This window comes from Candidatus Saccharimonas aalborgensis, assembly GCF_000392435.1.
In the GTDB taxonomy this organism is placed as follows: Bacteria; Patescibacteriota; Saccharimonadia; order Saccharimonadales; family Saccharimonadaceae; genus Saccharimonas; species Saccharimonas aalborgensis.
In genome coordinates this window covers 246,563-269,403 of sequence record NC_021219.1, presented here as the reverse complement: position 1 = coordinate 269,403, position 22,841 = coordinate 246,563, and the positions used below count along the sequence as shown (strand labels likewise).

Here is a 22,841-nt window from a genome sequence, read left to right as displayed (position 1 = left end):
TACGATCAGTGAATAGTGATACTGTATATCTAGATTACGCTGCAGCTACCCCTGTTGATGAACGAGTCATGGCAGCAATGCTGCCTTTTTTTGGTGACAAGTTTTATAACCCCTCTAGCCCGTATGCGCCTGCCGTAGAGGTACGTCACCACTATGAAGCGGCAAAACAGCGCATCGCCGAATGTATTGGGGCAAAAGGCAGTGATATTATCATGACTGCTGGTGCGACAGAGTCTATCAATCTCATGTTTGCAGGAGTGACTGGGCACGTCGTCACGACCGCTATCGAGCATATCGCTGTCCTTGCCGCCGCTCGTCTGCACGAGCATAGTCTGGTGGCGGTTGATTCGACCGGACGAGTTGCGGCTGCAGATGTGCGAGCTGCCATACGCGAGGATACGGTGCTCGTCAGTATCTCACTCGCAAACAACGAAATTGGTACCATTCAGCCGCTTCGCAACATTAGTGAGGTGATACAAGAGGTAAAACGTGAGCGCCACGCTACCGGCAATCAGACACCACTGTATTTTCACAGCGATGCATCGCAGGGTGCCGGACTTTGTGACATCAATGTCGCACGGCTCGGGGTCGATGCGCTCACGCTCAATGCCGCCAAACTGTATGGGCCCAAGCAAGTTGGGCTGTTGTGGATCGATAGTCATGTCAGACTGAACCCGCTTATTGTTGGTGGCGGTCAAGAAAGAGGGCTGCGTAGCGGAACTGAGCAAGTTGCCGGTACGGTTGGGTTTGCGCTCGCCCTCGAATTGGCAGTTGGTGGTCGTAAATCAGAGGTAGTGCGATTGGGAGAGTTGCGAGATATGATGCAATCTAGGCTCACCCATAACTTTCCCGATGCAGTTATCTCTGGTAACCAACGTCACCGTCTCGCTAACTATCTGTCGATTTCGTTTCCAAATATCGACGCCGAACGAATAGTCTTTTTGCTAGAGGCTAAGGGAGTTTTTGTGGCGACAGGGAGTGCGTGTGCCGCAAATAAGGGAACGCGGTCTCATGTGCTCATTGCACTGGGACTTGATCCTTCGGTAGCTGATGGAAGTTTACGGATCACGTTGGGAAGGGGTACAGACAAGCTAGGGTGTGAGCGAGCGCTTGAGTATATTGTCGGGGCTGTTCTTAGTGAGCGCACGAGGATGGATCGATGAAAAAAATAATCATCATCTCTAGCATCGTTGGTGGCTATTTCTTGCTTGTCGCTGGTATTTCGGCCTACCTTGGTCCTAATGATTTGAAATCCTGTGGGGACAAACCCAGTGAGACAAAGGGTTGTGAGAGAGCCGACGCGATTGTAGCGGTAAGTGGTGGTGATACGTTGGCACGGGCCGACGAGGCGATTGCTCTGTATAAATCAGGTTGGGCGCCTCTCATCATTTTTTCTGGCGCGGCGGCCGACAAATCAGGTCCCAGCAATGCCGAGGTGATGCAGCAGCATGCCGTTCGGGCCGGTATCTCTGAAAATAGTATCGTTATTGAAGACCAGAGTGAGACGACAGAGCAAAACGCTGTAAAAACAAAGAATATCTTCGACAAGTATCGCGTTACATCGGCAATTGTTGTGACTTCTGCGTATCATGAACGACGTGCGGTGATGGAGTTTAGCCATCGGGCGCCCTCTATCACCTTTCGCGCGCATCCGGTAGCAAGTGATAACCAGTGGGGAGCCTGGTGGTGGCTAACGCCCACGGGCTGGTATTTGGCGTTGAGCGAGCTAGTAAAAATACTGATTGTTGCATCGGGTGGAGTAGTGCGCTAATGACCCGTGTCTATGTGGGTATGAGTGGTGGCGTCGACTCGTCAGTTGTCGCAGCGCTTTTGGTTGAGCAAGGTTACGATGTCACGGGTGTGTATATGAAGAACTGGACGCAAGATTTGCCTGGGGTACGTTGTCCGTGGGCAGATGATCTCGCTGACGCCAAGCGAGTGGCAGTGCAGTTAGGAATAGATTTCAAGGTCTACGATTTTGAACAGGAGTATCGCCAAAAAGTTGTGCAGTATATGATCGATGAATATGAGGCCGGTCGCACACCGAATCCAGATATCATGTGCAATCAAGAAGTGAAGTTTAAGCTTTTTTTGGAGACAGCGCTTGGTGATGGCGCCGATATGATTGCTACAGGGCACTATGCAAGGGTTGAAAATAGCCTGTTGAAATGTGCAAAAGATACTGACAAAGATCAAACCTATTTCCTTGGTCGAATATCTGGAGACGCACTCAAGAAAGTACTGTTTCCCCTCGGTGATTTTTTGAAATCCGAGGTGCGAGACATGGCGGCCCAGAGGGGTCTTTGGACGGCAAAAAAGGCTGAGAGTATGGGGGTGTGTTTCGTCGGAAACGTCGGCATGCGGGAGTTTTTGAGCCAGTATGTCGAGACACATGCTGGGCCGATTATTGACGAGCAGACAAAAAAGACAATCGGACAGCATGATGGGGCAATTTTCTACACATTGGGGCAGCGCCATGGACTCGATGTGGGTGGCGGACTACCATACTATGTTGTGGGGAAAAATATGGAAAAAAATGAGGTCTATGTCAGCACCAATCTCAATAGCCAAGAGCTATGGAGGGCGCAACTGAGCCTTGACCATGTTCACTGGATCAATAGCATGCCGCTAGAAGGGACATACAAGGTTCGTGTCCGTCACCGCGCCGAGCTAGTCGAGGCTACGCTACAGCATGGGGAGGACGATGCCGTACTGCTTGATCTCTCTGAGCCGCAGCGTGCTGTGACCCCTGGCCAATCTGCTGTTGTCTATAACGATGAAGTCTGTCTTGGAAGTGGGCTGGTGCGGTAAATGTCAGGGGCATGCTACAATAACAGATATGAATGCTCAAGAAATACGAAATGCTTATTTGGATTTCTTTGCTGAGCGCGGTCACGCAGTTGTCCCGCGTGCGCAACTAGTGCTCAGTGGCGATCCCACCACACTCTTTACCGGCAGTGGTATGCAGCCGATGATTCCGTATCTACTCGGCGAGACGCATCCTAAAGGTGTGCGGATTACCGACAGCCAGACGTGTCTGCGAGCGCAAGATATCGATGACATTGGGGACAATCGCCACACGACGTTTTTTGAGATGCTCGGCAACTGGAGTTTGGGTGACTATGGTAAGACCCAGCAAATCGAGTGGATGTTTGAGTTTATCAGCGACGTTGTCAAGCTAGACCTGAGCAAGATATACATCACTTGCTACATCGGTAACGACGAATTCGGTATTCCGAAGGACACTGAAGCTGCCGAAACCTGGTCGCGACTTTTTGGCGGTAAGGGGTTATCCACCGGCACCGCAGATATTGGTTCTGAGGCAAATGGCTATGCGCGCGGTATACACGAGGGTGAACGGATATTTTATTACGACGGGACAAAAAACTGGTGGAGCCGAAATGGCAACGAAGCCAAAACACCGGTTGGCGATCCCTGTGGCCCCGACAGCGAAATGTTTTATGAGTTTGATTTTGTCGAGCATGATACGAGCTATGGGGAGCATTGTCATCCGAACTGTGACTGTGGTCGTTTCATCGAGATCGGCAACAACGTCTTCATGGTCTACAAAAAAGTCGCTGAAGGCAAGTTTGAGTTACTCGACAAACCAAATATCGACCACGGTTCTGGGCTCGAACGTTTCGCGGCTGCGGCCATCAATAATCCTGATATGTTCAAGATCAGTCTCATCTGGCCGATCATCGAAAAACTTCAGTTACTAAGCGGTAAAAACTATGAGTCACACACTGAGAGCATGCGTGTTATCGCCGATCATTTGCGTTCGGCAACGTTCTTGGCTGTCGATGGCTGTGTGCCAAGTAATAAAGAGCAGGGCTACGTGATGCGTCGGCTACTGCGCCGGGCGATTCGTCATTCCTTTGACCTCGGCATCGAGCAAAATTTCTTGCAAGAAGTAGTACCAGTAATTGCCGACCTTTATCATAACGATTTTCCCGAGGTCGCCGAACGTCGTGACGAAGTGGTAGCGGTGCTCGTAAAGGAAGAAAGGGTATTTCGCCAAACACTTCGTAAAGGGCTGAAGGAACTCGAGCGTATGGCAGAGGCTAACAAAACGTTTGAACATGATTCGCCTCACGAAACGCAGCCTATGGCCAAATGGATGGGTGGTGAGCAACTGTTTGCACTCTACGACACCTATGGGTTTCCTGTCGAGCTTTCTGTTGAGGAAGCGTACAAGCAGGGAATCTCGCTGCCCGAAGATTGGCGTCAGCAATTTGATGCCAAAATGCGAGAGCAGCGTGAGCGCAGTCAGACCGCCGCAAAAGGCGTCTTCAAAGGTGGACTTGAGGGACACGATGATATCCACAAGAAATACCATACAGCGACACATCTGATGTACAAGGCACTCCGTACGGTACTCGGTGATCATGTCGTCCAACGTGGTAGCAATATCACCGCCGAGCGGCTACGCTTTGACTTTAGCCATAGTGAAAAAATGACGCCCGAACAGATCAAACGCGTTGAGGATATCGTCAACGATGTCATCAAAAAAGATTTACCGATGAGCTGGCAGGAACTCCCGACTGACGAAGCATTCGCAAGGGGGGCGCTTGGTGCGTTTGGTGACAAGTATGGCGATACTGTCAAGGTATACTCGGCTGGCGAGGGTGACGAACTCTTTAGTATCGAAATCTGTGGTGGTCCTCACGTTGATCACACTGGTCAACTCGGCGAAGACGGCAAGGTATTTGTTATCACTAAGGAAGAAGCTAGTTCGGCCGGAATCCGTCGTATTAAAGCCTTGCTGAGATAACAATCCATTATCATCTGGCTATCCCCACCTCTCCCGACAGACAGTTGGCCCTGATGGGCCAAGGCCCGCCAAGAGCGAAGGCTGATTCAGTTAGCGGCGGGCCGGTTGTCTGGAGCGGGGAAGTGGGGATAGCCGGGCAACACTAATTTGCTGGCACAAGCAGTTTCGTTGTATAATCATCAAAGTATGGTACTTGATACATTCAAGCAAACACTATCTAAATTCGCCACGAAGTCCAAACCCGGGGACGACGTCATTGTTGGGTTAGACATCGGTACTGAATATGTCAAGGCGCTCATCGCTCGTGTTAAGGGCGATGCAATTGAAATCATGGGTGTCGGGCGAATGCACCAGGAGCTAGCGGACATGCACTCTGGGGCGATCGCAGATATTGCGGGTGTCGTCAAAAACTGCGAAGCAGCGCTTGCCGAAGCTGAGACCGAGGCGGGTGTGCGTGGTAAGCATGTTGTGATCGGTATCGCTGGCGAACTAGTCAAAGGTGTCACACACACAATTCGCTATCGTCGTCCTCAGCCAGATCGACCGCTCGACGAATCTGAAATGGAATTCATTATCGAAAAAGTCCAAACTCGTGCTGCCGCAAAAGCCCAAAAGCAAATAGCACTCGAGACAGGTAATGACGATGTCGAGGTGAAGTTAGTCAACTCGGCACTTGTCAGTATTCATATTGATGGTTACAAAGTGAGCAATCCGATTGGGTTTCAGGGCAAAGATGTAGCGGTGCAGATATATACCGCATTTGCTCCGATGGTGCATATTGGTGCACTCGAACGGGTTGCTGATGAGTTGGCGCTCGAACTAATAGCGGTGGCCGCTGAACCCTTTGCCGTTAGTCGCAGTGTGCTGGGCACCGATGCCAATAGTTCATTTACTGCTATCTTGGCAGATGTTGGTGGCGGAACGACCGATATCGCAGTGGTAAACGACGGCGGGGTCGAGGGGACAAAAATGTTTGGAATCGGCGGCCGTAGTTTCACCAATACGATTGCTGGTGATATGAATATTTCCTATGATCAGGCCGAAAAGCTAAAGGTCAATATTGATAACGAGCATGTCAAAGAATCAGTCAAAAAAGATGTCGAGCAGGCCATCGACAAAACACTTGAGGTATGGCTGGCAGGTGTCGAATTAGCACTTGGAGAGTTTGATTCGATTGACCACCTGCCAAATCGCATTTTACTCTGTGGAGGCGGCGCGAGCCTTGAACAGCTCGTAAAAGCGCTCGAAACGCGCCAGTGGTATAAGGAGCTACCTTTTACCAAGCGTCCGTCTGTTCAACGAATTCGCCCGAGTGAAGTAGCGGGAATCACAGATATGACAGCAAAGGCAAGCGACCACACGTATATCACTGCCATGGGCCTGCTAAGGGTCGGATATGATACAATGATAGGCACTAGTAACGCTGATTCGCTCAAAGAAAAGCTAAATCGGATGCTACGAATATAGGTTAGAATGCAAAAAGACGTACTTTATATTGATGTCGAAGATGATATTACTGCCATCATCGGCAAAGTAAAGGCGGCAAAACAAAAGGTTGTCGCGCTTGTTCCTCCAAAAAGAGTGGGGGCGATTCAGAGTGCAGTCAACCTCAAACTCGTTCAGCGTGCGGCAACACACGAAGGCAAACATCTTGTTATTATTTCCAATAACGCGGCGCTGGTAGCGCTCGCGAGCAACGCCGGTATCCCAGTAGCAAAAAATCTCCAAAGTAAGCCAGAAATGCCCGAGATACCCGTGCTTGAGATTGACGATGGCGAGGATATCATCGATGGGACTGAAGTGCTATCTGAGAAAGCTCCAACATCAGCAACACCTGTCGCAGGTGGTGTCGGCGCGGCAGCGGTGGCCGCAACCTTGCCCGATGGTGACGAAAAAGAGGATACCCCAGTCGTCAGACAGTCAGCCTCAAAAGTGCCAAATTTCGATAGATTTCGCAAAAAATTATTTCTTATCATTGGCTGCGTCGCAGCACTCATACTTTTTTTGGTCTGGGCGATCATCTTTGCTCCATCGGCGCGTGTTATTATCACCGCTCGCACTACTGATACGGCATTGAATAGCCGCGTAACACTGACGGCGACAGCAGGCACTGATCTAAAAGCCGGAACCATAAAAGCCGAGACCAAGACTCTCAAAAAAGATATTTCGATACCGTTTACAGCGACAGGCAAGAAGGACGTCGGTGATAAGGCCATAGGAAGCGTTAAGTTCTCGCATCAGTCGTTGAGTGCAACAACCATCCCGGCTGGAACACAATTAACCAGCACGGGAGGGCTTATCTTTGTTACTGATACAGCGGTGAGTGTTCCTGCGAGCACCTTTGGTCCAGGATGTTTCCCGACTGCTTGTGCCGGAACCGCTACGGGTAGTGTGACCGCTGCCGAAAGCGGCACCAAGTACAATGCCGCCACTGGCAGCCTATCGGGTTCAGGGATGACGGCTACCTTTAGTGGCGCTACTTCTGGCGGTACCGACAAAACTGTCACTGCCGTACAGCAGAGCGATATCGATGCCGTACAGGGTCAGGTGACACAGTCTTCGACCGGTGATGAAGCAAAGAAACAACTGGTCAGTGACTTCGGGAGCGATTATATTATCGTCGAAAGTTCATTCAAAACAGATGCTGCTGCGGTAAAAGCGAGTCCCGCTGTCGGAGCCGAGGCTCCCGATGGTAAGGGTGCATTGGCTGGGAGTGTGGGATATTCTCTGACCGCTATCTCCAAGAGTGAGGCCACAAAGTATCTCGATGCCTATTTTGCACAGCAAATCGATGGCAAAACAGACCAGAAAGTATATGACAATGGCCTTGCTGCGCTGTCACTCACAAATGTCAATGCGGTCGATAACGGTAATTTCACCGCATCTATCTCAACGAATGGTAAGGTGGGCCCAAGAATTGATGAAAACGCCATCAAAGAGTTTGCAAAGGGCAGGAAATACGGTGAGATTCAATCGCGCGTCCAGGCAGTCAACGGCATCGAGAGTGCTGATATCAAGTTTTCGCCGTTTTGGGTAAACCAAGCCCCAAATGACACCAGGCGTATACAGGTTGAGTTTAAGGTAAATGGCATCTAGCACCACCCTGCTTGCCCTCGATGTCGGCGAGAAACGCATAGGGGTGGCGATCGCACAGAGCAACATTCGTATTGCTATTGCCTACGATACACTTTTGGTCGACGGTAGCGAATTAGAGCAAATAACACGTATCGTCAACCAAGAAAAAGTGAGTACGATCATTGTCGGCTACCCACGCAATCAATCAGGAGAGACAACGCAGCAGACCAAGAGTGTTGAAGCATTTGCAAAAAAAATCGAATCGATAGGAAAAGAGGTGATCTTTCAGGATGAGTCGTTGACAAGTGTTAAAGCTGAAGAGATAGTGAGATCACGTGGCAAACCCTATCAAAAGGGTGATATCGATGCTCTCGCGGCGAGCCTCATATTGCAAGATTATTTGGAGCAACAGTATGGACGGATTTAAACGACCTGTGCGCAAGCCTTCTCCTACCACTCCCCAACCTGCACCAACTCAACCAACACTAGCACAATTACCGCGTCCGGTGGTTTCGGCTTCCCGTCCACCATCATCTGTCGGTGCACCCGTACGCCAGAAGGCAAGTCCAGCACCTTCCCGCAAAAGCCTAAAATGGCTTTGGCTCGTTGCAGCCAGCTTCATTGTAGCAACGGCGGGGGCATCCTATGCCTGGTACCATGAACAACTAAAACCCGTTGACGCTAGTGATGACCGACGCGTATCGGTTGTGATTGAGCAGGGCAGTAGTTCGGTACAGATCGCTCGCACGCTGAAAAGCGCGCATCTTATACGCGATGAGTTTGCGTTCACACTCTACATCAAGCTGACACGTAGCGAACTCAAGGCCGGTAGTTGTCGCTTTGCTCCTCGCCAGAGTGTACAGGAAATTGTCGATACGCTACAAAAGGGGTGTAATGATTTCAAAGTAATCACCTTTTATCCAGGCGAAACGCTCACAGCTTCGACATTCCGTCCGAGCGGGAGAGATGTTACGTCGCAGCTCATAAAATATGGTTTTTCTCGCGAACAGATAACGGCGACACTTGAAGCTTCAAGAAAGGGGCCTCTTTTCGCAGGTAAACCGGCCGGTAGTTCACTCGAGGGCTATGTGTTTGGAGAGACCTATTATGTGCCGACAGATGCCTCGCCAGAGACGGTCCTTAGCACTGCGTTTGATGAATTATATTCCCAGCTCCAGTCCAATAAATTGATCGATAAGTACACAGCGCGCGGTCTGACGCTCTATCAAGCCATCACCTTAGCGTCAATTGTTCAACGGGAACTTGGTTGCTCAAATAAGACTACTGAGGCGTCATTGAAAACCTGTCAAGAAAACCAACGACGTATCGCTCAGGTGTTTTATCGCCGTTTGGAACTTGGCATGACACTTGGCTCTGATGTGACGTTTATCTACGGGGCAGATAAGTTAGGCATCCCACCAAGCGTTGATGTCGATTCTCCCTATAATACTCGTATTCACGCTGGACTTCCTCCTGGACCGATCGCGTCACCGGGACTGGGCGCACTAAAGGCAGTGGCGGACCCTGCACAGGGTGATGACCTCTTCTTTCTGGCGGGAGACGATGGCGTAATTTACTTTGCAAAAACCCAATCTGAACATGAAGCGAATATTCAAACTCATTGTCAAAAACTCTGCAGCACCCTTTAGGCGACCTTGACATATCATGCTCAGGCTTGCTACAATGGTGGAGCACGTATCGTCCAGTGTACGGATGTATAACACGGTACTGCTTACCTTTAAATGTCGAACGGCCGCCGAAATAAGCAAAGATTTTACTAATATCAATTGATAACATCGGTCGACACGCGCGCGCCAGTCCTCCCTTGCGAGAGGAGAAAGACAGAGTGGGGTAGACGTGATTCCAGCAATGGTTTCACAGGAGAATCGTTATTCGTAATCAACGAATGGCTCTGAAGCAATTCAAGGCCCGAGTGCTTACACCGATATCTGATACGACGCGGACTGAAAAACGCCGTTCGTCATCTCGTTTTCCGTTTTCGCTTTCGTCGCTCTCAGCTTATCTGGGAGTGTTTTTACTTATCGTATCTGTTGTAGCGATGACGTATCAGCCGCCACAGCGTCAGGCGTTAGCTTCTACAAGCGGTTTGACGGGCAACACCGCCCTCAATGATGTTTCTCAGCCTACGGTCGACTCTATGTTGGCAACAAGTGTAGGGGCGACGATTGCAGAGAGAACAGAGCTGCCGGTTGCTGGCAATGTGCTGAGCCTTTCTCAGTCTCTGTCGATCGAGAATACGCTTGCTCAAACTGACACCAATACCATCAGCAAGCCACAGATTGTGCAGCCAACAGCAGACGGACGCACGCCTCAGCAGTATACAACTATTACAGGTGACACAATTCCTACCATTGCCCAGCGATACAATATCTCGGCTCAGACGGTGAAATGGGCGAATAATCTTACTTCAGATGCTGTTGCCCCTGGAAAAACGCTTACTATTCCGCCAACTGACGGTATTTTGTACACTGTTAAGTCTGGGGATACAGTTGATAGTATTGCCGCGAAGTACAAGGCAGATAAACAGCTGCTTATCACCTATAATGATCTTGAGGTAACCGGAACTCCCGTGGTGGGTTCACGTATTCTTATTCCCGGTGGTGATTTACCGGCGACAGAACAGCCGGGTTACGTTGCACCACGACGCGCTGTTACCTATAACTACAATTACGCCACCTATAGCGGTGGTCAAGCAAATGGTACCGCCTACTACTGGACTGCAGGTACTTCCCCTGGCAACAGATACGGTACAGGTCAGTGTACCTTTTACGCCTATGAACGTCGTTTACAGCTGGGTAACCCGGTCGGCGGCATGTGGGGCAATGCTAACACCTGGGCTAGCGCGGCCTCGTCGAGCTATCTGGTCGACGGCAATCCTACTCCGGGAGCGGTGATGGCAAACGGCGGCGGCTACGGACACGTTGCAATTGTCGAAAGTATTGTACCTGGGGTATCGATCTCGATCTCGGAGATGAACGGGTATCGCTGGGGCGGCGGCTGGAATCGTGTTGGATTTGGTATAATCTCCTGGGGTGAAGCAACCAGCGGTATGTATAAATATATCCATTAGAGCTAAATAACAAAACAATAAACAACTGCCTCTCGGCCAAAAATGAGGCAGTTTTGCTATACTGGTAACAGATATGTTTGTCGATACAGCAACAGTGACAATACAGGCAGGCAAAGGCGGCGATGGTGCCGTCAGTTTTCGGCATGAGATTTATGTTGACAAGGGCGGTCCAGATGGCGGTGATGGGGGACGAGGTGGTAACGTGGTTTTTGTTGCCACAGAGCAGCTCAATACCCTGCTTAACTTTCGCTATAAGCCAGAGCTAAAGGCCGAAAACGGCGTCAATGGTAGCAAGAAAAAAATGGCCGGTCGATGGGGGACTGATCTGTTGGTCAAGGTGCCTGTCGGTACGCTCGTCAAGCGCGAGGGGGTGGAAATCGCCGATCTGACGTATCCAGGCCAAGAGGCAATTATTGCTAAGGGTGGTGGGGGTGGCTTTGGCAACGCGCACTTCAAATCATCGACTCGCCAAACTCCCCGTATGGCTGAACTTGGTGAGCCGGGCGAAGGTTTTGTGGCTGAGCTTGAACTAAAACTACTCGCAGACGTTGGCCTCGTCGGCTTTCCAAACGCAGGAAAATCGACGTTTCTCTCTGTTGTCAGCAATGCCCGTCCTGAGATCGCCGACTACCCATTTACGACCTTGACCCCCCATCTCGGTGTGGCAGATAGTGATGGTACAAGCATTCTGATCGCAGATATCCCTGGCTTGATCGAGGGCGCAAGCGAAGGAAAAGGTCTCGGCGATGCGTTCCTGCGTCATGTTGAGCGGACGGCGGTATTGCTGCATCTCATCGATGCCTACAGTGATGACGTGGCAGCCGCCTATACAACAATTCGAAACGAACTGGAGCGTTATAGTCCGGAACTTGTAAACCGACCTGAGGTAATAGCCCTGACAAAGTGCGAGGGTCTGGACGATGAAATGATTGCCATGCAACGAGATACGCTCTGCACGGTGGTCTCTCCTTCGACAGATATTTTTGTGATTTCCTCTCAGTCCCACCAGGGTATTACTGAGGTTTTACGGGCACTTCGTGTCAAAGTCCAGCAAGTCCGTGAGAGCGATGAACCAATAAAAGAGAATCAGCCTGAACAACCTGTTGTCATTAGTCTCCCAGATCACGCAGCGTCTGCACGCTGGAAAGTGGAATATGACGACGAGAACAGTGTTTATAGGGTAACCGGCGAAAAGATCGAAAAATTTGCTATCCGCACCAATTACGATCAATTCGAGAGTCTCAACCGTCTCCGTGATATCATGAAACGACTTGGTATCGGCCACGAATTGGCGCGTATGGGTGCGAGAGGCGACAGCATGATTCAGATTGGCGATTCGCCTCAGTTTACCCTGGTAGAGCAGTAATCTTACAAAATAAAACAAAAACATATTGACATTTATTCAACTAAGTGCTATAATGATTCATGTTCTGTGAGGAAACCCCTCGTGCAGACGCCATTTACCAAGTCGTATCAGAGAAATTGTTCTGTATTGTACTCGGGAGCTACGAGGCGAGATCGGTGAAATCCGATGTCGCTTGGTAGCTCCCGGGTTCTACCATCACCCCTGAGCAACTGGGGCACTTCGGGCCCCACAGAGAAGAGATACTAGCCACTTTACAAAAGAAAGGAGGTGAGATTTCTCCTCTCATGCTTTGGATGATTGGATTCAGCCTCCTGACCGGGATGTTCCAGGTCGGCGACCGCCTCGCGCACCCGACGCCGCGCACCAATACCCAGCGATGGGGTTGGCGAATGCCGGTGGTCAAGGAGCCTAGCTCCGCGACCGCAGGCTTCGGCTAGATCGGTACCCCTGTACCGATCCCAGTCTGCTGGCCTCGACCCGCCCCCCGAAAGGAGGACCCCCGGATGATCCGATCTTCCGGTTGTAACACCCGATGTACCGGGGTGGTCAACACCAAGTAGTTCGACCACTTCGGCTGAAAGTAGGGTAGAGTGCACGCATCCAAGAGGAACGAGGAGCAAAGAAAAGCGCTCCTCCGCGACGGATGACCCCACTCAAGGACTCGCGTCCCCCTCGCCGCAGAGGCAAACAGCCGCCGTCTGAACAACGGCACCCGGGGCCCGTACCGGTATAAGCGGGCAATAACCGAATAGCGGAAGATAGGGATCGCCACGGGTGATCACCGTCTTCCGACAGGGGTGTGGTGGGGGTGCATCTCGCACCCCCACCACTACCTCTCACCTCTCTGATACGGCTTGGCCTATCACTTCATAGCACCCTATAGGGGTGTTTTTTGATACACTAGTAGCAGTATGGCGCAGACATTTTTCTTTTATGATCTCGAAACGAGCGGGTTAAACCCGCGTGAGGACCGCATCATGCAGTTTGCTGGGCAGCGAACCGATCTTAATCTCAATCTCATCGGGGAACCCTACAATATCTTGGTGACGCTGTGTGACGATACCCTGCCGAGTCCTGATGCGCTGATGGTGACGGGAATCACACCGCAGCAGACCGTCAGTGACGGCTATAGCGAGGCGGCGTTTGCAAATCTGTTTTCAGAGGAGATTGCGACTCCTGACACGATCATGGTTGGCTTCAACAACATTCGATTTGACGATGAATTCATTCGCCATCTCCTCTGGCGTAACTTTCATGACCCGTATAGCTGGAGTTGGCAGGACGGCAGAAGCCGCTGGGACATGCTCGATGTGGTGCGTATGACTCGCGCACTGAGGTCCGAGGGTGTCATTTGGCCAACTGACGACAAGGGCGAGCCAAGTAATCGTCTGGAGCTACTCACAAAAGCGAATAACATTGTGCACGAGAACGCACACGATGCTTTGGCAGATGTTGTAGCTCTCATCGACATTACTCGGCTGATAAAGACGAGCCAACCACAATTATTTGACTATCTCTTAAAGATGCGCGATAAGCGGGCGGTGCAACAACTCATCAATCTCGACGACAAAAAACCATTTGTCTATACCAGCGGGCGCTATGACAAGGCGTATGCTAAGACAACGGTGGCCTTTCCTTTGACGTCGGGCACAAATGGCAATGTAGTGGTCTATGATTTGCGTCACGATCCTACACCGTTTATGACCATGACTGGCAAGCAGCGGACCACTGCCTTTTTTGCTTCCTGGGAGGAGCGTCAAAAGCCAGAGTTTGTGGCACTGCCTGTTAAGGAACTTCAGTATAATCGCGCTCCTGCGGTTGCGCCGCTTGGAGTGCTCGAACAGGGAGACGGATGGAAAAAAATTGAACTCGATGCCCAAACGATAGAGCGTCACAAAAAACTATTGCTTGCTCATCCGGAATTTGCTGAGAATATTCGTTCACTTTATGAGAGCAAACCGGCCTATAAAGCTTGCCCCGACCCCGAAGGCCAGCTTTATGATAGCTTTCTCGGTGATCATGACCGTCTGCGTGTCGAGGCGGTGCGAAATGCAGCCGAATCAGAACTTGCTGATTTCCACCCTGATTTTAATGATGAGAGGTTGACGCCGCTTCTGTTGCACTACAAGGCGCGAAACTATCCGCGCACCCTCAGTGAATCAGAGACAAACGATTGGGAACAGTGGCGAGCAAATCGTCTCCGTGCACAACTGCCACAGTTTATGACTGCGTATCATCGACTTGCAAAATCAGTCGACGAATCTCGTCAGTTTATTCTGCAGGAGTTGCAACTTTGGGCCGAATCGATTATTCCAGTCGAAGATTAAATATGGCTATAGCGTCGACGAGGCATTTTTGTAGCCTGTTTTGAGGATGCTTTTGACTTCTGACGATCGAGTGCGATGTCATCGACGAGAATCACGACAGCTATCAAAGAGAGCATCGTGCTCATCGTCACAATAGCCCAAAATGGCAGTGCGACGCCTGTTCCCGGTACGATACCGGTGACAATAAAGGTAAGGAGGGCGTCGGCGACCGGACCCTGTGTCAGGACGATCAGGGCGATGGCGGCAGCAATGAGTAGGAGAATACGTTTGTTCATAGGATTTCACAACTTCTAATTAAAAACAATGTAGCAAATATGTCAAAATAATGCAACTATAAGCATTATCTACACTACGGATAGCGCCTAAGGTCTGGAAAAAAATGACATACTACTGTACAATGTAGACCCATGTCAGAAGTAATTCGTGTTCGTGGTGCGAGAGAACATAATCTGAAGAATGTCGACGTGGAGATTCCTCGAGATCAGTTGGTGGTAGTAACTGGTTTGAGCGGGAGCGGTAAATCCTCGCTTGTCTTTGACACTATCTACGCTGAAGGTCAGCGTCGCTATGTTGAGTCATTGAGTAGCTACGCGAGACAATTTCTTGGGATTATGGACAAACCAGATGTCGATAGTATCGATGGTCTCAGCCCAGCTATTTCGATAGACCAAAAGTCGACGAGCCGTAATCCGCGCAGTACCGTTGCGACCGTTACTGAAATCTATGACTACCTGCGTTTGCTTTATGCTCGTATTGGCGTACCGCACTGTCCTGTTTGTGCCAAAGCGGTTCATCGTCGTACCCCTCAGGCAATTATTGATGAAATTATGAAACTTCCTGAGGGAAGTAAATTGCTGATACTGGCTCCTATCGTAAATCAAAAAAAAGGTGAGTTCGCTCATATTCCTGAGCAGTATCGACGCCTCGGATTTGCAAGAGTACGTGTTGACGGTGTTGTGTATGCGCTCGACGAGTTTCCAGAACTACAAAAAAGCTTCAAGCACGATATTGAAGTAGTTGTTGATCGACTAGTGCTTCGTCAGGATGCCGTGAGTCGAGTCACGCAGTCGACCGAACAAGCGCTTGATATCGCAGGAGGTGTAGTGCAGTTGCTCGATGCCGATAGTGATACACTGCATACATTTAGCCAACGCTATGCCTGTATCGACCATCCCGGTGAGGATATACCTGAGTTGGAACCACGACTATTTAGTTTTAATGCACCACAAGGCGCTTGTCCGGTTTGTACGGGGCTGGGGAGTCGACTAGAGATAGATCCTGATCTTGTATTTAACCCCAATCTCACCATTGCCGAGGGAGCCATCCGGCCGTATAACCGAGTCAATAGCGATGCTTGGTATATGAAACGCCTCGCAACAGTCGCTGAAGCGCATGGGTTTAGCGTGCAGGTGCCGGTGAAACAACTTCATCCTGACGATTTGCAAAAAGTCTTGTATGGGACGGGGAGTCAAAAATATCGAATCACTTTGAATGGTGGTCGCTATTACGATAGTACCTACGAGGGTGTTATCCCGAATCTTGAGCGGCGGCACAAAGAAACCGAGAGCGAGTTTATGCGTAAAGACATCGAACGGTTCATGCGTGAGCGTGAATGTCATGCCTGCCACGGAGCTCGTCTCAAACCGGTGGTGCTCGCGGTGACAGTACATGACTTATCTATCATGGATATCTGCAATCTAGGTGTTGACGATGCGATTGATCTGTTTAATGCGTTGAAGCTTACTGACGATGAAATGGTGATAGCAAAGCTGATTCTCAAAGAGATCATGGCGCGTCTGGGCTTTATGAGTAATGTTGGCCTGAGTTACCTCGAATTATCACGTGCTGCAAACACTCTCAGCGGTGGCGAAGCGCAGCGTATTCGCCTAGCGACACAGATAGGCTCTGGGTTACAAGGAGTACTTTATGTACTTGATGAGCCGTCAATCGGACTGCACCAGCGCGATAATGATCGACTGATCGGCACGCTCAAGCATTTGCGTGACCTCGGTAACTCGGTACTTGTTGTCGAACACGATGAAGACACGATTCGCCACGCTGATTATCTCGTCGATGTTGGGCCGGGTGCTGGCGTGCATGGCGGGCAGATTGTGGCTCATGGAACACCAAAAGAGGTTGCCGAGAATCCAGCAAGTATCACCGGGAAGTATCTTTCAGGCAAAGAAACGATTCCCTTGCCGCGCACGCGCCGTAAGCTCCAGAAAGATCGAGCAGTTACCATCAGGGGCGCAAAAGAAAACAATCTCAAAAATCTTGACGTCGTATTTCCTCTGGGTATTTTGACGGTCGTGACAGGAGTAAGCGGAAGCGGTAAGTCGACGCTAGTCAATGATATTTTGGCCAAAGAATTATCGGCGCGACTTCACCGTGCGCAGGAAGTTCCGGGTGCACATGAGAATATTGAGGGGATCGAGCATCTCGATAAAGCGATAGTGATTGACCAGTCAGCTATTGGTCGTACGCCGAGGTCAAACCCAGCGACGTATACCGGCGTATTTACGCCAATCCGTGAATTGTTTGCCGGTACCCCCGAGGCCAATATTCGCGGCTACAAAGCAGGGCGATTTAGTTTCAATGTCAAAGGTGGTCGGTGTGAAAATTGTCAGGGTGACGGAGTTATCAAGATCGAGATGCACTTCCTTCCTGATGTCTATGTAACGTGTGATGAGTGTAAAGGCAAGCGCTACAACCGTGAAGCGCTCGAAATAAAATATAAGGGTGTGACAATCAGTGATGTTCTGGATATGACAGTCGAACAAGCCTGTGAGTTTTTTGCCAATGTACCCTCGATCGCGCGTAAACTCGATACGCTCAATGAGGTAGGCCTCGGCTATATCAAACTGGGTCAGCCAGCCACAACCTTTAGTGGTGGTGAAGCACAGCGTATCAAGCTCGCCAGCGAGCTGAGTCGGCGCAGTACTGGCAAAACACTCTATATTCTCGATGAACCAACGACCGGTCTCCATACCCACGATGTCAAAAAGTTACTTGAAATTTTGCAGAAACTGGTGGAGGGTGGTAACACAATGATCATTATCGAACACAATCTCGAGGTGATAAAATGTGCCGACCACATCGTTGACCTTGGTCCAGAGGGCGGTCAAGGGGGTGGTACAATTGTAGCGCAGGGCACCCCCGAAGAGATAGCAAAAATCCCCGCCAGTTTTACGGGGAAATATCTCAAAAAAATGCTGTAGTGTTGAGCGTCCCGCGACAGACACTCGGCCAGTGAGCTATTACGCACCATTATCGGTCATCGCTTCTAAGATGAGCGCCAGGCTGTCAATGTGTCGTCGCGGGACCAAGAATACTATAGCATGTCTTACGACTTGCTATTTCGTTGTAGTAAAATACGGATTTCGCGCTTAGTGCCTTCTACCAAGCCTTTGCGGCGCTCGGGGCTTTTGAATGCGTGGTAGAGCATCGGCGAGATTGAGAGAAAGATGATGATGAGTGCTGCAATTTCGACATTTACCCCCATCTTTTTTAGCAAATCACCCGCAAAGTAGCCAAGGTAGGTGAAACTCACCGTCCAGAGTGCAGCTCCGAGTATGTTGTAGGGGAGAAATTGCCGATAGCTCATTTTGCTGACACCCGCAACAATTGGCACAAACGTTCGGACGATCGGAACAAAGCAGGCGAGCACGATGGCTATCGGACCGTGTTTTTCGTAAAACTGCTCAGTTCGAACCAAGTTTTCTCGGCGAAAGAACCGTGTATTTGGTCGCTCAAATAGTTTTCTTCCCACCTTTTTTCCAAAGAGATAGCCCGTACTCTCGCCCAGCGCTGCCGCGAGAAAAAGGAGAAACACAAAGAGATGAATGTTGATATTCAGCGTCTGCTGTTGAACGAGAAATCCCGACATAAAAAGCAGGCTGTCGCCAGGAAATAGAAAGCCGATCAGAAGCCCTGATTCCGCGTATATCACAAAAAGAATAGCGAAGACCCCAAAGCCAGTTATAAGATTGATGAATCCTTCCATGCACTCTATTCTAACATAGAGACCACCTAGACATGATATACTAGTAGGGACAACAATTTACCTCCGAAAAGGTACCCGAAAGGAGAAGTATGGGAGATAAAATTAGTCTCAAGATTGAGGCGCGCGATATACATGGAAAGAAAGTCGCACAGCTTCGTGCACAGGGATTGACCCCTGCGGTTGTGTATGGACCCGGCATGGAGCCGCAATCGGTACAGGCTGATGCGGGTGAAGTGCGAAAGGTGGTTGCATCGGCCGGCAAGCATACGCCTGTCAATTTGACCGGTGCAAAAAAGCGTATCGCTATGATAAAAAGTGTTGAGTATGACCCCGCAAAGCACGGTGTGATTCGTCATGTTGCATTTCACGCAGTCAGAGCCGATGAACCAGTCCATGCTGAGGTGCCAGTACGATTGGTTGGCGAGGGTGAGTCAGCTGCTGAGCGCGCGGGCCTCGTCGTGCTTCAAACCATCGAAAAACTAGAGGTCAAAGCCTTGCCGATGGATCTACCAGAGGCGCTTGAAGTTTCTATCCTTGAGTTAGCCGAGGCTGGCGATCGTGTGACCGTGGGCAACATTGTGCTGCCGCAGGGTGTTGAGATCGTCGAGCATAGCGATGGACACGCTGATGAGGATGAGGAAACCGAGAAACCATCTATCATGGACCTTGTCGTTGCTTCGGTCTACGAACCAAGTGCTCTTCAGGCAGCAAACGAAGCAGCAGCCGGGGCCGCTCAAGATGAGAGTGAAGTGGCGGCTGAGGGCGAGCAAGAATCAGCAGAAGTCCCCGCATCTGACGGCAAAACTGAGTAGAAATAGACCGACTATGGACAGATACCGTACCGGCAACTGGACGGTAGGCGCATAATAAAAACAGTGACGGGTGGGCGAAAGGCAGTATGAGCAGAGAACGCTCTCCCGGTCAAGAAGTACCCCTCGGTCGGCAACTTTGGACGCCGTATCAGTATGGCGAGTTTGTCAAACCCGAATACTTTGATCTCCCCATTGCAGAGCACAAACAGCAGATCACCGATGCTATCCGTGAGAATCAGGTAGTGATTGTGGTCGGCGAGACGGGCAGCGGCAAAAGTACGCAGCTACCAAAGATTGGCCTAGAGATGGGACATGTTATTGAGCATACGCAGCCACGACGCATCGCAGCGCGTGAGGTAGTTGAACGTATTGGTTACGAAATCCGCCAGGTTATGCCTGAGTTGCCGCCCGATATCGTCGGCTATCAGACTGCCGAAAAAAGTACAATTACGCCAAATACGCGTATCTCGATGTATACCGACGGACTACAATTAGTCTATCAGCTGCATAGGCCTCGCGACAGGCAGGATGTATTGGCAATTGTCGACGAAGTGCATGAGTGGAATGCCAATATGTCGATTTTGCTTGCGCTATATAAGAGAGAGCTGAGTCGTAATCCACACCTCAAGCTAGTAATCACTAGCGCTACAATGGACGCTGAGCGCCTCCAGCAGTATTTCTCAGAAGTAACCGAAACCATGCCACCGATTATCGAGGTGCCCGGTCGTACCTATCCGATCACCTATATCGAAGAGCCAAACTCGACGGTTCTCGAGCAAACTATAAAATATGCGTCAGAGGGCAAGGGCGTACTTGTATTTCAGCAGGGACAGCGTGAGATTCGGGATCTCATTGATGAACTCAGGCGATTATTGCCAAAGGATATCTTGACGCAGGCGGGAATTTACCCGCTCTATAGTCGTTTGTCTGAGCGGGAGCAACATGCGGCCTGTGAAAGTACGCCACCTATTAAAATTGTTGTCGCAACCAATATCGCCCAAACAAGTCTGACGATCAGCGGCATTAATTGTGTTATTTCCGACGGACAAGCGCGCATGGTTGAGATCGATAAGCGTGGGCACGAAGGATTGTTTAGCCGCCCTATCTCTCAATCGGCCTTGAAGCAGCAGGGCGGTCGCGGTGGCAGGCTAAGCGAAGGCATACACGTACTAACTAAGCCAAATGCCGAGAGTGAGTTTCGATCTATGGCGCAGCGCCATGAGTATGAGATTCCGGAGATATTGAGAAGTGATGTGTCGCGTCACATACTACGGCTCGCTGCTATGGGAGAACGATTTGCTGAGCTTGATATTCCGCCAGAGCCGGTGCCGCCAGAACTCATCGTGGTCGGAGAAGCATCGCTACGAACACTCGGAGCACTTGACGACAACAACCAAGTGACGGAACTAGGTATGCGCATGGATCGATACCCGGTTCGTCCACAGCTAGGCCGCATGCTGGTTAAGGCCGAGCAGATGAACACCGACATCCGCACAATGGTGGCAGCGATAGCGGCAGTGATCGAAACGGGAGGTCTGCCTCTTTACGACAAATTTGCCAGTCGGAAATGGCGCGAGATTGCTGAGGAGTCTTCGTCGGATGTGCTCATGCAGCTCGAATTATTTACAAAGACACGAGAAAAGACTGACTATCAATTGAAGCAACTTGGTATCGATAGCAAGAACTTTCGTCGAGCTGAGGAATTATTTGAGCGGCTGTGTCGACTGTTGGGCGTAGATGGCAAGGAACTTATCGTGGCGACCGATGAACATACACCGGAGTTACGATCGTGTATTTACGCTGGCTATATCGAACATGTCTATAGAAGAATTGGACGTATTGGCTATCGACTCCTGACTGAAGAAGGTGATGAAACCGTATTTGAGCTGAGTAACCGGAGCGTTGTCGATAGACGTCAGGCACCATTTGTAGTTGGTTCGCCATACCGCATGGAACGTCGAAGGCGAGGAGAACTGGAAACAGTTGATATTATTGAGTCGGTGACAGCACTTCCTGATCTTCACACGCTTGGCGACGCGGCCATCGCTATGACGCAGTGGACCGAAGGCGGAATTGTCTGGCGAAACGGACGACCCCTCAGACAAGAAATTGAGCATATTGTTGGCGAAGACACGCATCAGTTGAGAGAAACTGCCATCACGCCATCTCCAGAGGTGCGCCGTGAGGTGATCGCATACGCAATGAATCATCCTGGTCCAGCGCAGCGTCGACTACGTGATCTAAAAAAAGAGCTTGAACAGCTGAATCATCGGTCAGCAACACCAATCAAAGTAATGACACAGCGTGAGCTCGAAGCGATGATTGACCAGGCTACCCCGCTAGACGTGATCGATCCGCAACAGATTGACGATAATCTGTGGGTTATCATGCAAGAAGCTGGCTTGGACACCCGCTATGTCAGTAAGCCTGAGACGGAGAAGATCATCGAAGATGCCTGGCCATTCGTCGCGATAAACGGCAAGAGTTATCAAGTTGATTTCCGCAATCACAAGCCGAAAATTCATGGCATTCGCCGTGAAGTTATTGAAACACTTCCGGACCACGTGTTTACACGCGATGGACGTGAGGTGCTATTTGTATTTGACCGGCGAGAGCATACTGCTATTGAGTTAAAAGAATATGCGGCAGCTCATCCTCCAAAAAGTAAGCGTCGACGCTAGTATTCTTCGCTCGTATAGAAATAGTCTTTTGCAATATACTGCTCAGGGCTATGCGCCATTTCAAGCAGGAGTGGAGCATCTGAGAAATAGTTGTCCTTTGCTCGTAATGAGTCAATCGTGAGCCATTCATTGTGACCTCCCTCAAACTCAGTTTTGAGTGTGCCACTCGCATTATCGCAGAACATTACGGCAAATACTTTATCCTCAAGCAGGGAATTATCTGATTTTTTGTAATCACGTTTTCGGTGCAGAAATTTGTAGACAAAGGTGCCGTCAAGACCTGATTCCTCTTTAAGCTCACGCCTAGCGGTGTCCTCAAATGATTCTCCCCAGCCGACTTTTCCGCCAAACAGTCCCCAAAATCCATAAAAAGGTTGCTTGAGGCGCTGTTGGACAAGGTACTGGTAGGTGCCATCAGGTAGTGTGCGCTCGACAATCAGTAGCGTGGAAACTTTTGGTTGGCGCTCTATGACATGACTATCAGTGTCCATACGATTGGCATATTCTTTGCCGGTGAGAGTTAGTTGATACTGGGAGGCATTTTTTTCGATGAGGCCTGATTCGATAAGTTTCTTTATGTGAAAGGTGAAATGATCGCTCGATAGATTTGTCTCTTTTTGCAAGTCAGCAAATGATGCCCGTGGTGTAAACAGTAGTTGCCGCAATATGCTTGCCTGAACGGTGTGGATAATTGGTTCGTAACTCATACCTC

General features: G+C 50.1%; 17 protein-coding genes. 14 read left to right on the top strand and 3 right to left on the bottom strand.

Annotation, left to right across the window (positions count from 1 at the left end; all coding sequences use genetic code 11):
- Nucleotides 1-8 precede the first annotated feature (8 nt).
- The 11 genes from L336_RS01365 (at nucleotide 9) to sbcB (ending at nucleotide 14,633) form a co-directional block, all read left to right on the top strand.
- Entirely contained in the window at nucleotides 9-1,163 is a 1,155-nt protein-coding gene (locus L336_RS01365; protein WP_015641421.1) for a cysteine desulfurase family protein, read from the top strand.
- Nucleotides 1,160-1,771: a YdcF family protein gene (locus L336_RS01360; RefSeq protein ID WP_015641420.1), complete on the top strand. Its 612-nt coding sequence runs from the start codon at nucleotides 1,160-1,162 to the stop codon at nucleotides 1,769-1,771. The genes L336_RS01365 and L336_RS01360 overlap by 4 nt, the downstream gene beginning before the upstream one ends.
- Nucleotides 1,771-2,811 carry a tRNA 2-thiouridine(34) synthase MnmA gene (gene mnmA, locus L336_RS01355; protein WP_015641419.1) on the top strand — a complete coding sequence of 347 codons (1,041 nt, stop codon included), beginning with the start codon at nucleotides 1,771-1,773 and terminating at the stop codon, nucleotides 2,809-2,811. The genes L336_RS01360 and mnmA overlap by 1 nt, the downstream gene beginning before the upstream one ends.
- Before the next feature lie 28 nt (nucleotides 2,812-2,839).
- Nucleotides 2,840-4,774: an alanine--tRNA ligase gene (locus L336_RS01350; protein ID WP_015641418.1), complete on the top strand. Its 1,935-nt coding sequence runs from the start codon at nucleotides 2,840-2,842 to the stop codon at nucleotides 4,772-4,774.
- Between the two features lie 186 nt (nucleotides 4,775-4,960).
- Complete coding sequence (locus tag L336_RS01345; protein WP_015641417.1) at nucleotides 4,961-6,241, top strand: cell division FtsA domain-containing protein; 1,281 nt, start codon at nucleotides 4,961-4,963, stop codon at nucleotides 6,239-6,241.
- Nucleotides 6,242-6,247: 6 nt separating this feature from the next.
- Nucleotides 6,248-7,870, top strand: coding sequence for a baseplate J/gp47 family protein (locus L336_RS01340; RefSeq protein ID WP_015641416.1), 1,623 nt, complete (start codon nucleotides 6,248-6,250; stop codon nucleotides 7,868-7,870).
- Nucleotides 7,860-8,276, top strand: a complete 417-nt coding sequence (gene ruvX, locus L336_RS01335; protein ID WP_015641415.1) for a Holliday junction resolvase RuvX — start codon at nucleotides 7,860-7,862, stop codon at nucleotides 8,274-8,276. Before L336_RS01340 ends, ruvX begins: the two co-directional genes overlap by 11 nt.
- Nucleotides 8,263-9,498, top strand: a complete 1,236-nt coding sequence (gene mltG, locus L336_RS01330) for an endolytic transglycosylase MltG (RefSeq protein WP_015641414.1) — start codon at nucleotides 8,263-8,265, stop codon at nucleotides 9,496-9,498. Before ruvX ends, mltG begins: the two co-directional genes overlap by 14 nt.
- 257 nt (nucleotides 9,499-9,755) lie before the next feature.
- Complete coding sequence (locus L336_RS01325; protein WP_015641413.1) at nucleotides 9,756-10,940, top strand: LysM peptidoglycan-binding domain-containing protein; 1,185 nt, start codon at nucleotides 9,756-9,758, stop codon at nucleotides 10,938-10,940.
- Between the two features lie 73 nt (nucleotides 10,941-11,013).
- A complete protein-coding gene (gene obgE / locus L336_RS01320) occupies nucleotides 11,014-12,306 on the top strand; it encodes a GTPase ObgE (protein ID WP_015641412.1) in 1,293 nt (430 codons plus the stop codon).
- Nucleotides 12,307-13,217: 911 nt separating this feature from the next.
- Nucleotides 13,218-14,633 (top strand): exodeoxyribonuclease I, encoded by a 1,416-nt coding sequence (gene sbcB / locus L336_RS01315; protein WP_015641411.1) that lies wholly within the window; start codon nucleotides 13,218-13,220, stop codon nucleotides 14,631-14,633.
- Here the strand turns inward: sbcB and L336_RS01310 are convergent.
- The gene (locus L336_RS01310) at nucleotides 14,630-14,908 is read right to left on the bottom strand and encodes a hypothetical protein (protein WP_015641410.1); all 279 of its coding nucleotides are present in this window, start codon (nucleotides 14,906-14,908) and stop codon (nucleotides 14,630-14,632) included. The two genes, sbcB and L336_RS01310, sit on opposite strands and share 4 nt — an antisense overlap.
- A gap of 132 nt (nucleotides 14,909-15,040) precedes the next feature.
- Between L336_RS01310 and uvrA the strand changes: the two genes are divergently transcribed.
- The gene (gene uvrA, locus L336_RS01305) at nucleotides 15,041-17,851 is read left to right on the top strand and encodes an excinuclease ABC subunit UvrA (RefSeq protein WP_015641409.1); all 2,811 of its coding nucleotides are present in this window, start codon (nucleotides 15,041-15,043) and stop codon (nucleotides 17,849-17,851) included.
- 125 nt (nucleotides 17,852-17,976) lie between these two features.
- Here uvrA and L336_RS01300 read toward each other — a convergent pair whose 3' ends face one another.
- Nucleotides 17,977-18,636 carry a VTT domain-containing protein gene (locus tag L336_RS01300; protein ID WP_015641408.1) on the bottom strand — a complete coding sequence of 220 codons (660 nt, stop codon included), beginning with the start codon at nucleotides 18,634-18,636 and terminating at the stop codon, nucleotides 17,977-17,979.
- A gap of 89 nt (nucleotides 18,637-18,725) precedes the next feature.
- Between L336_RS01300 and L336_RS01295 the strand changes: the two genes are divergently transcribed.
- Complete coding sequence (locus L336_RS01295) at nucleotides 18,726-19,448, top strand: 50S ribosomal protein L25 (protein WP_015641407.1); 723 nt, start codon at nucleotides 18,726-18,728, stop codon at nucleotides 19,446-19,448.
- 86 nt (nucleotides 19,449-19,534) lie between these two features.
- Nucleotides 19,535-22,129 (top strand): helicase-related protein, encoded by a 2,595-nt coding sequence (locus L336_RS05520; RefSeq protein WP_015641406.1) that lies wholly within the window; start codon nucleotides 19,535-19,537, stop codon nucleotides 22,127-22,129.
- Here L336_RS05520 and L336_RS05515 read toward each other — a convergent pair.
- Nucleotides 22,126-22,836: an NUDIX domain-containing protein gene (locus L336_RS05515; protein ID WP_015641405.1), complete on the bottom strand. Its 711-nt coding sequence runs from the start codon at nucleotides 22,834-22,836 to the stop codon at nucleotides 22,126-22,128. The genes L336_RS05520 and L336_RS05515 overlap by 4 nt on opposite strands.
- Nucleotides 22,837-22,841 lie beyond the last annotated feature (5 nt).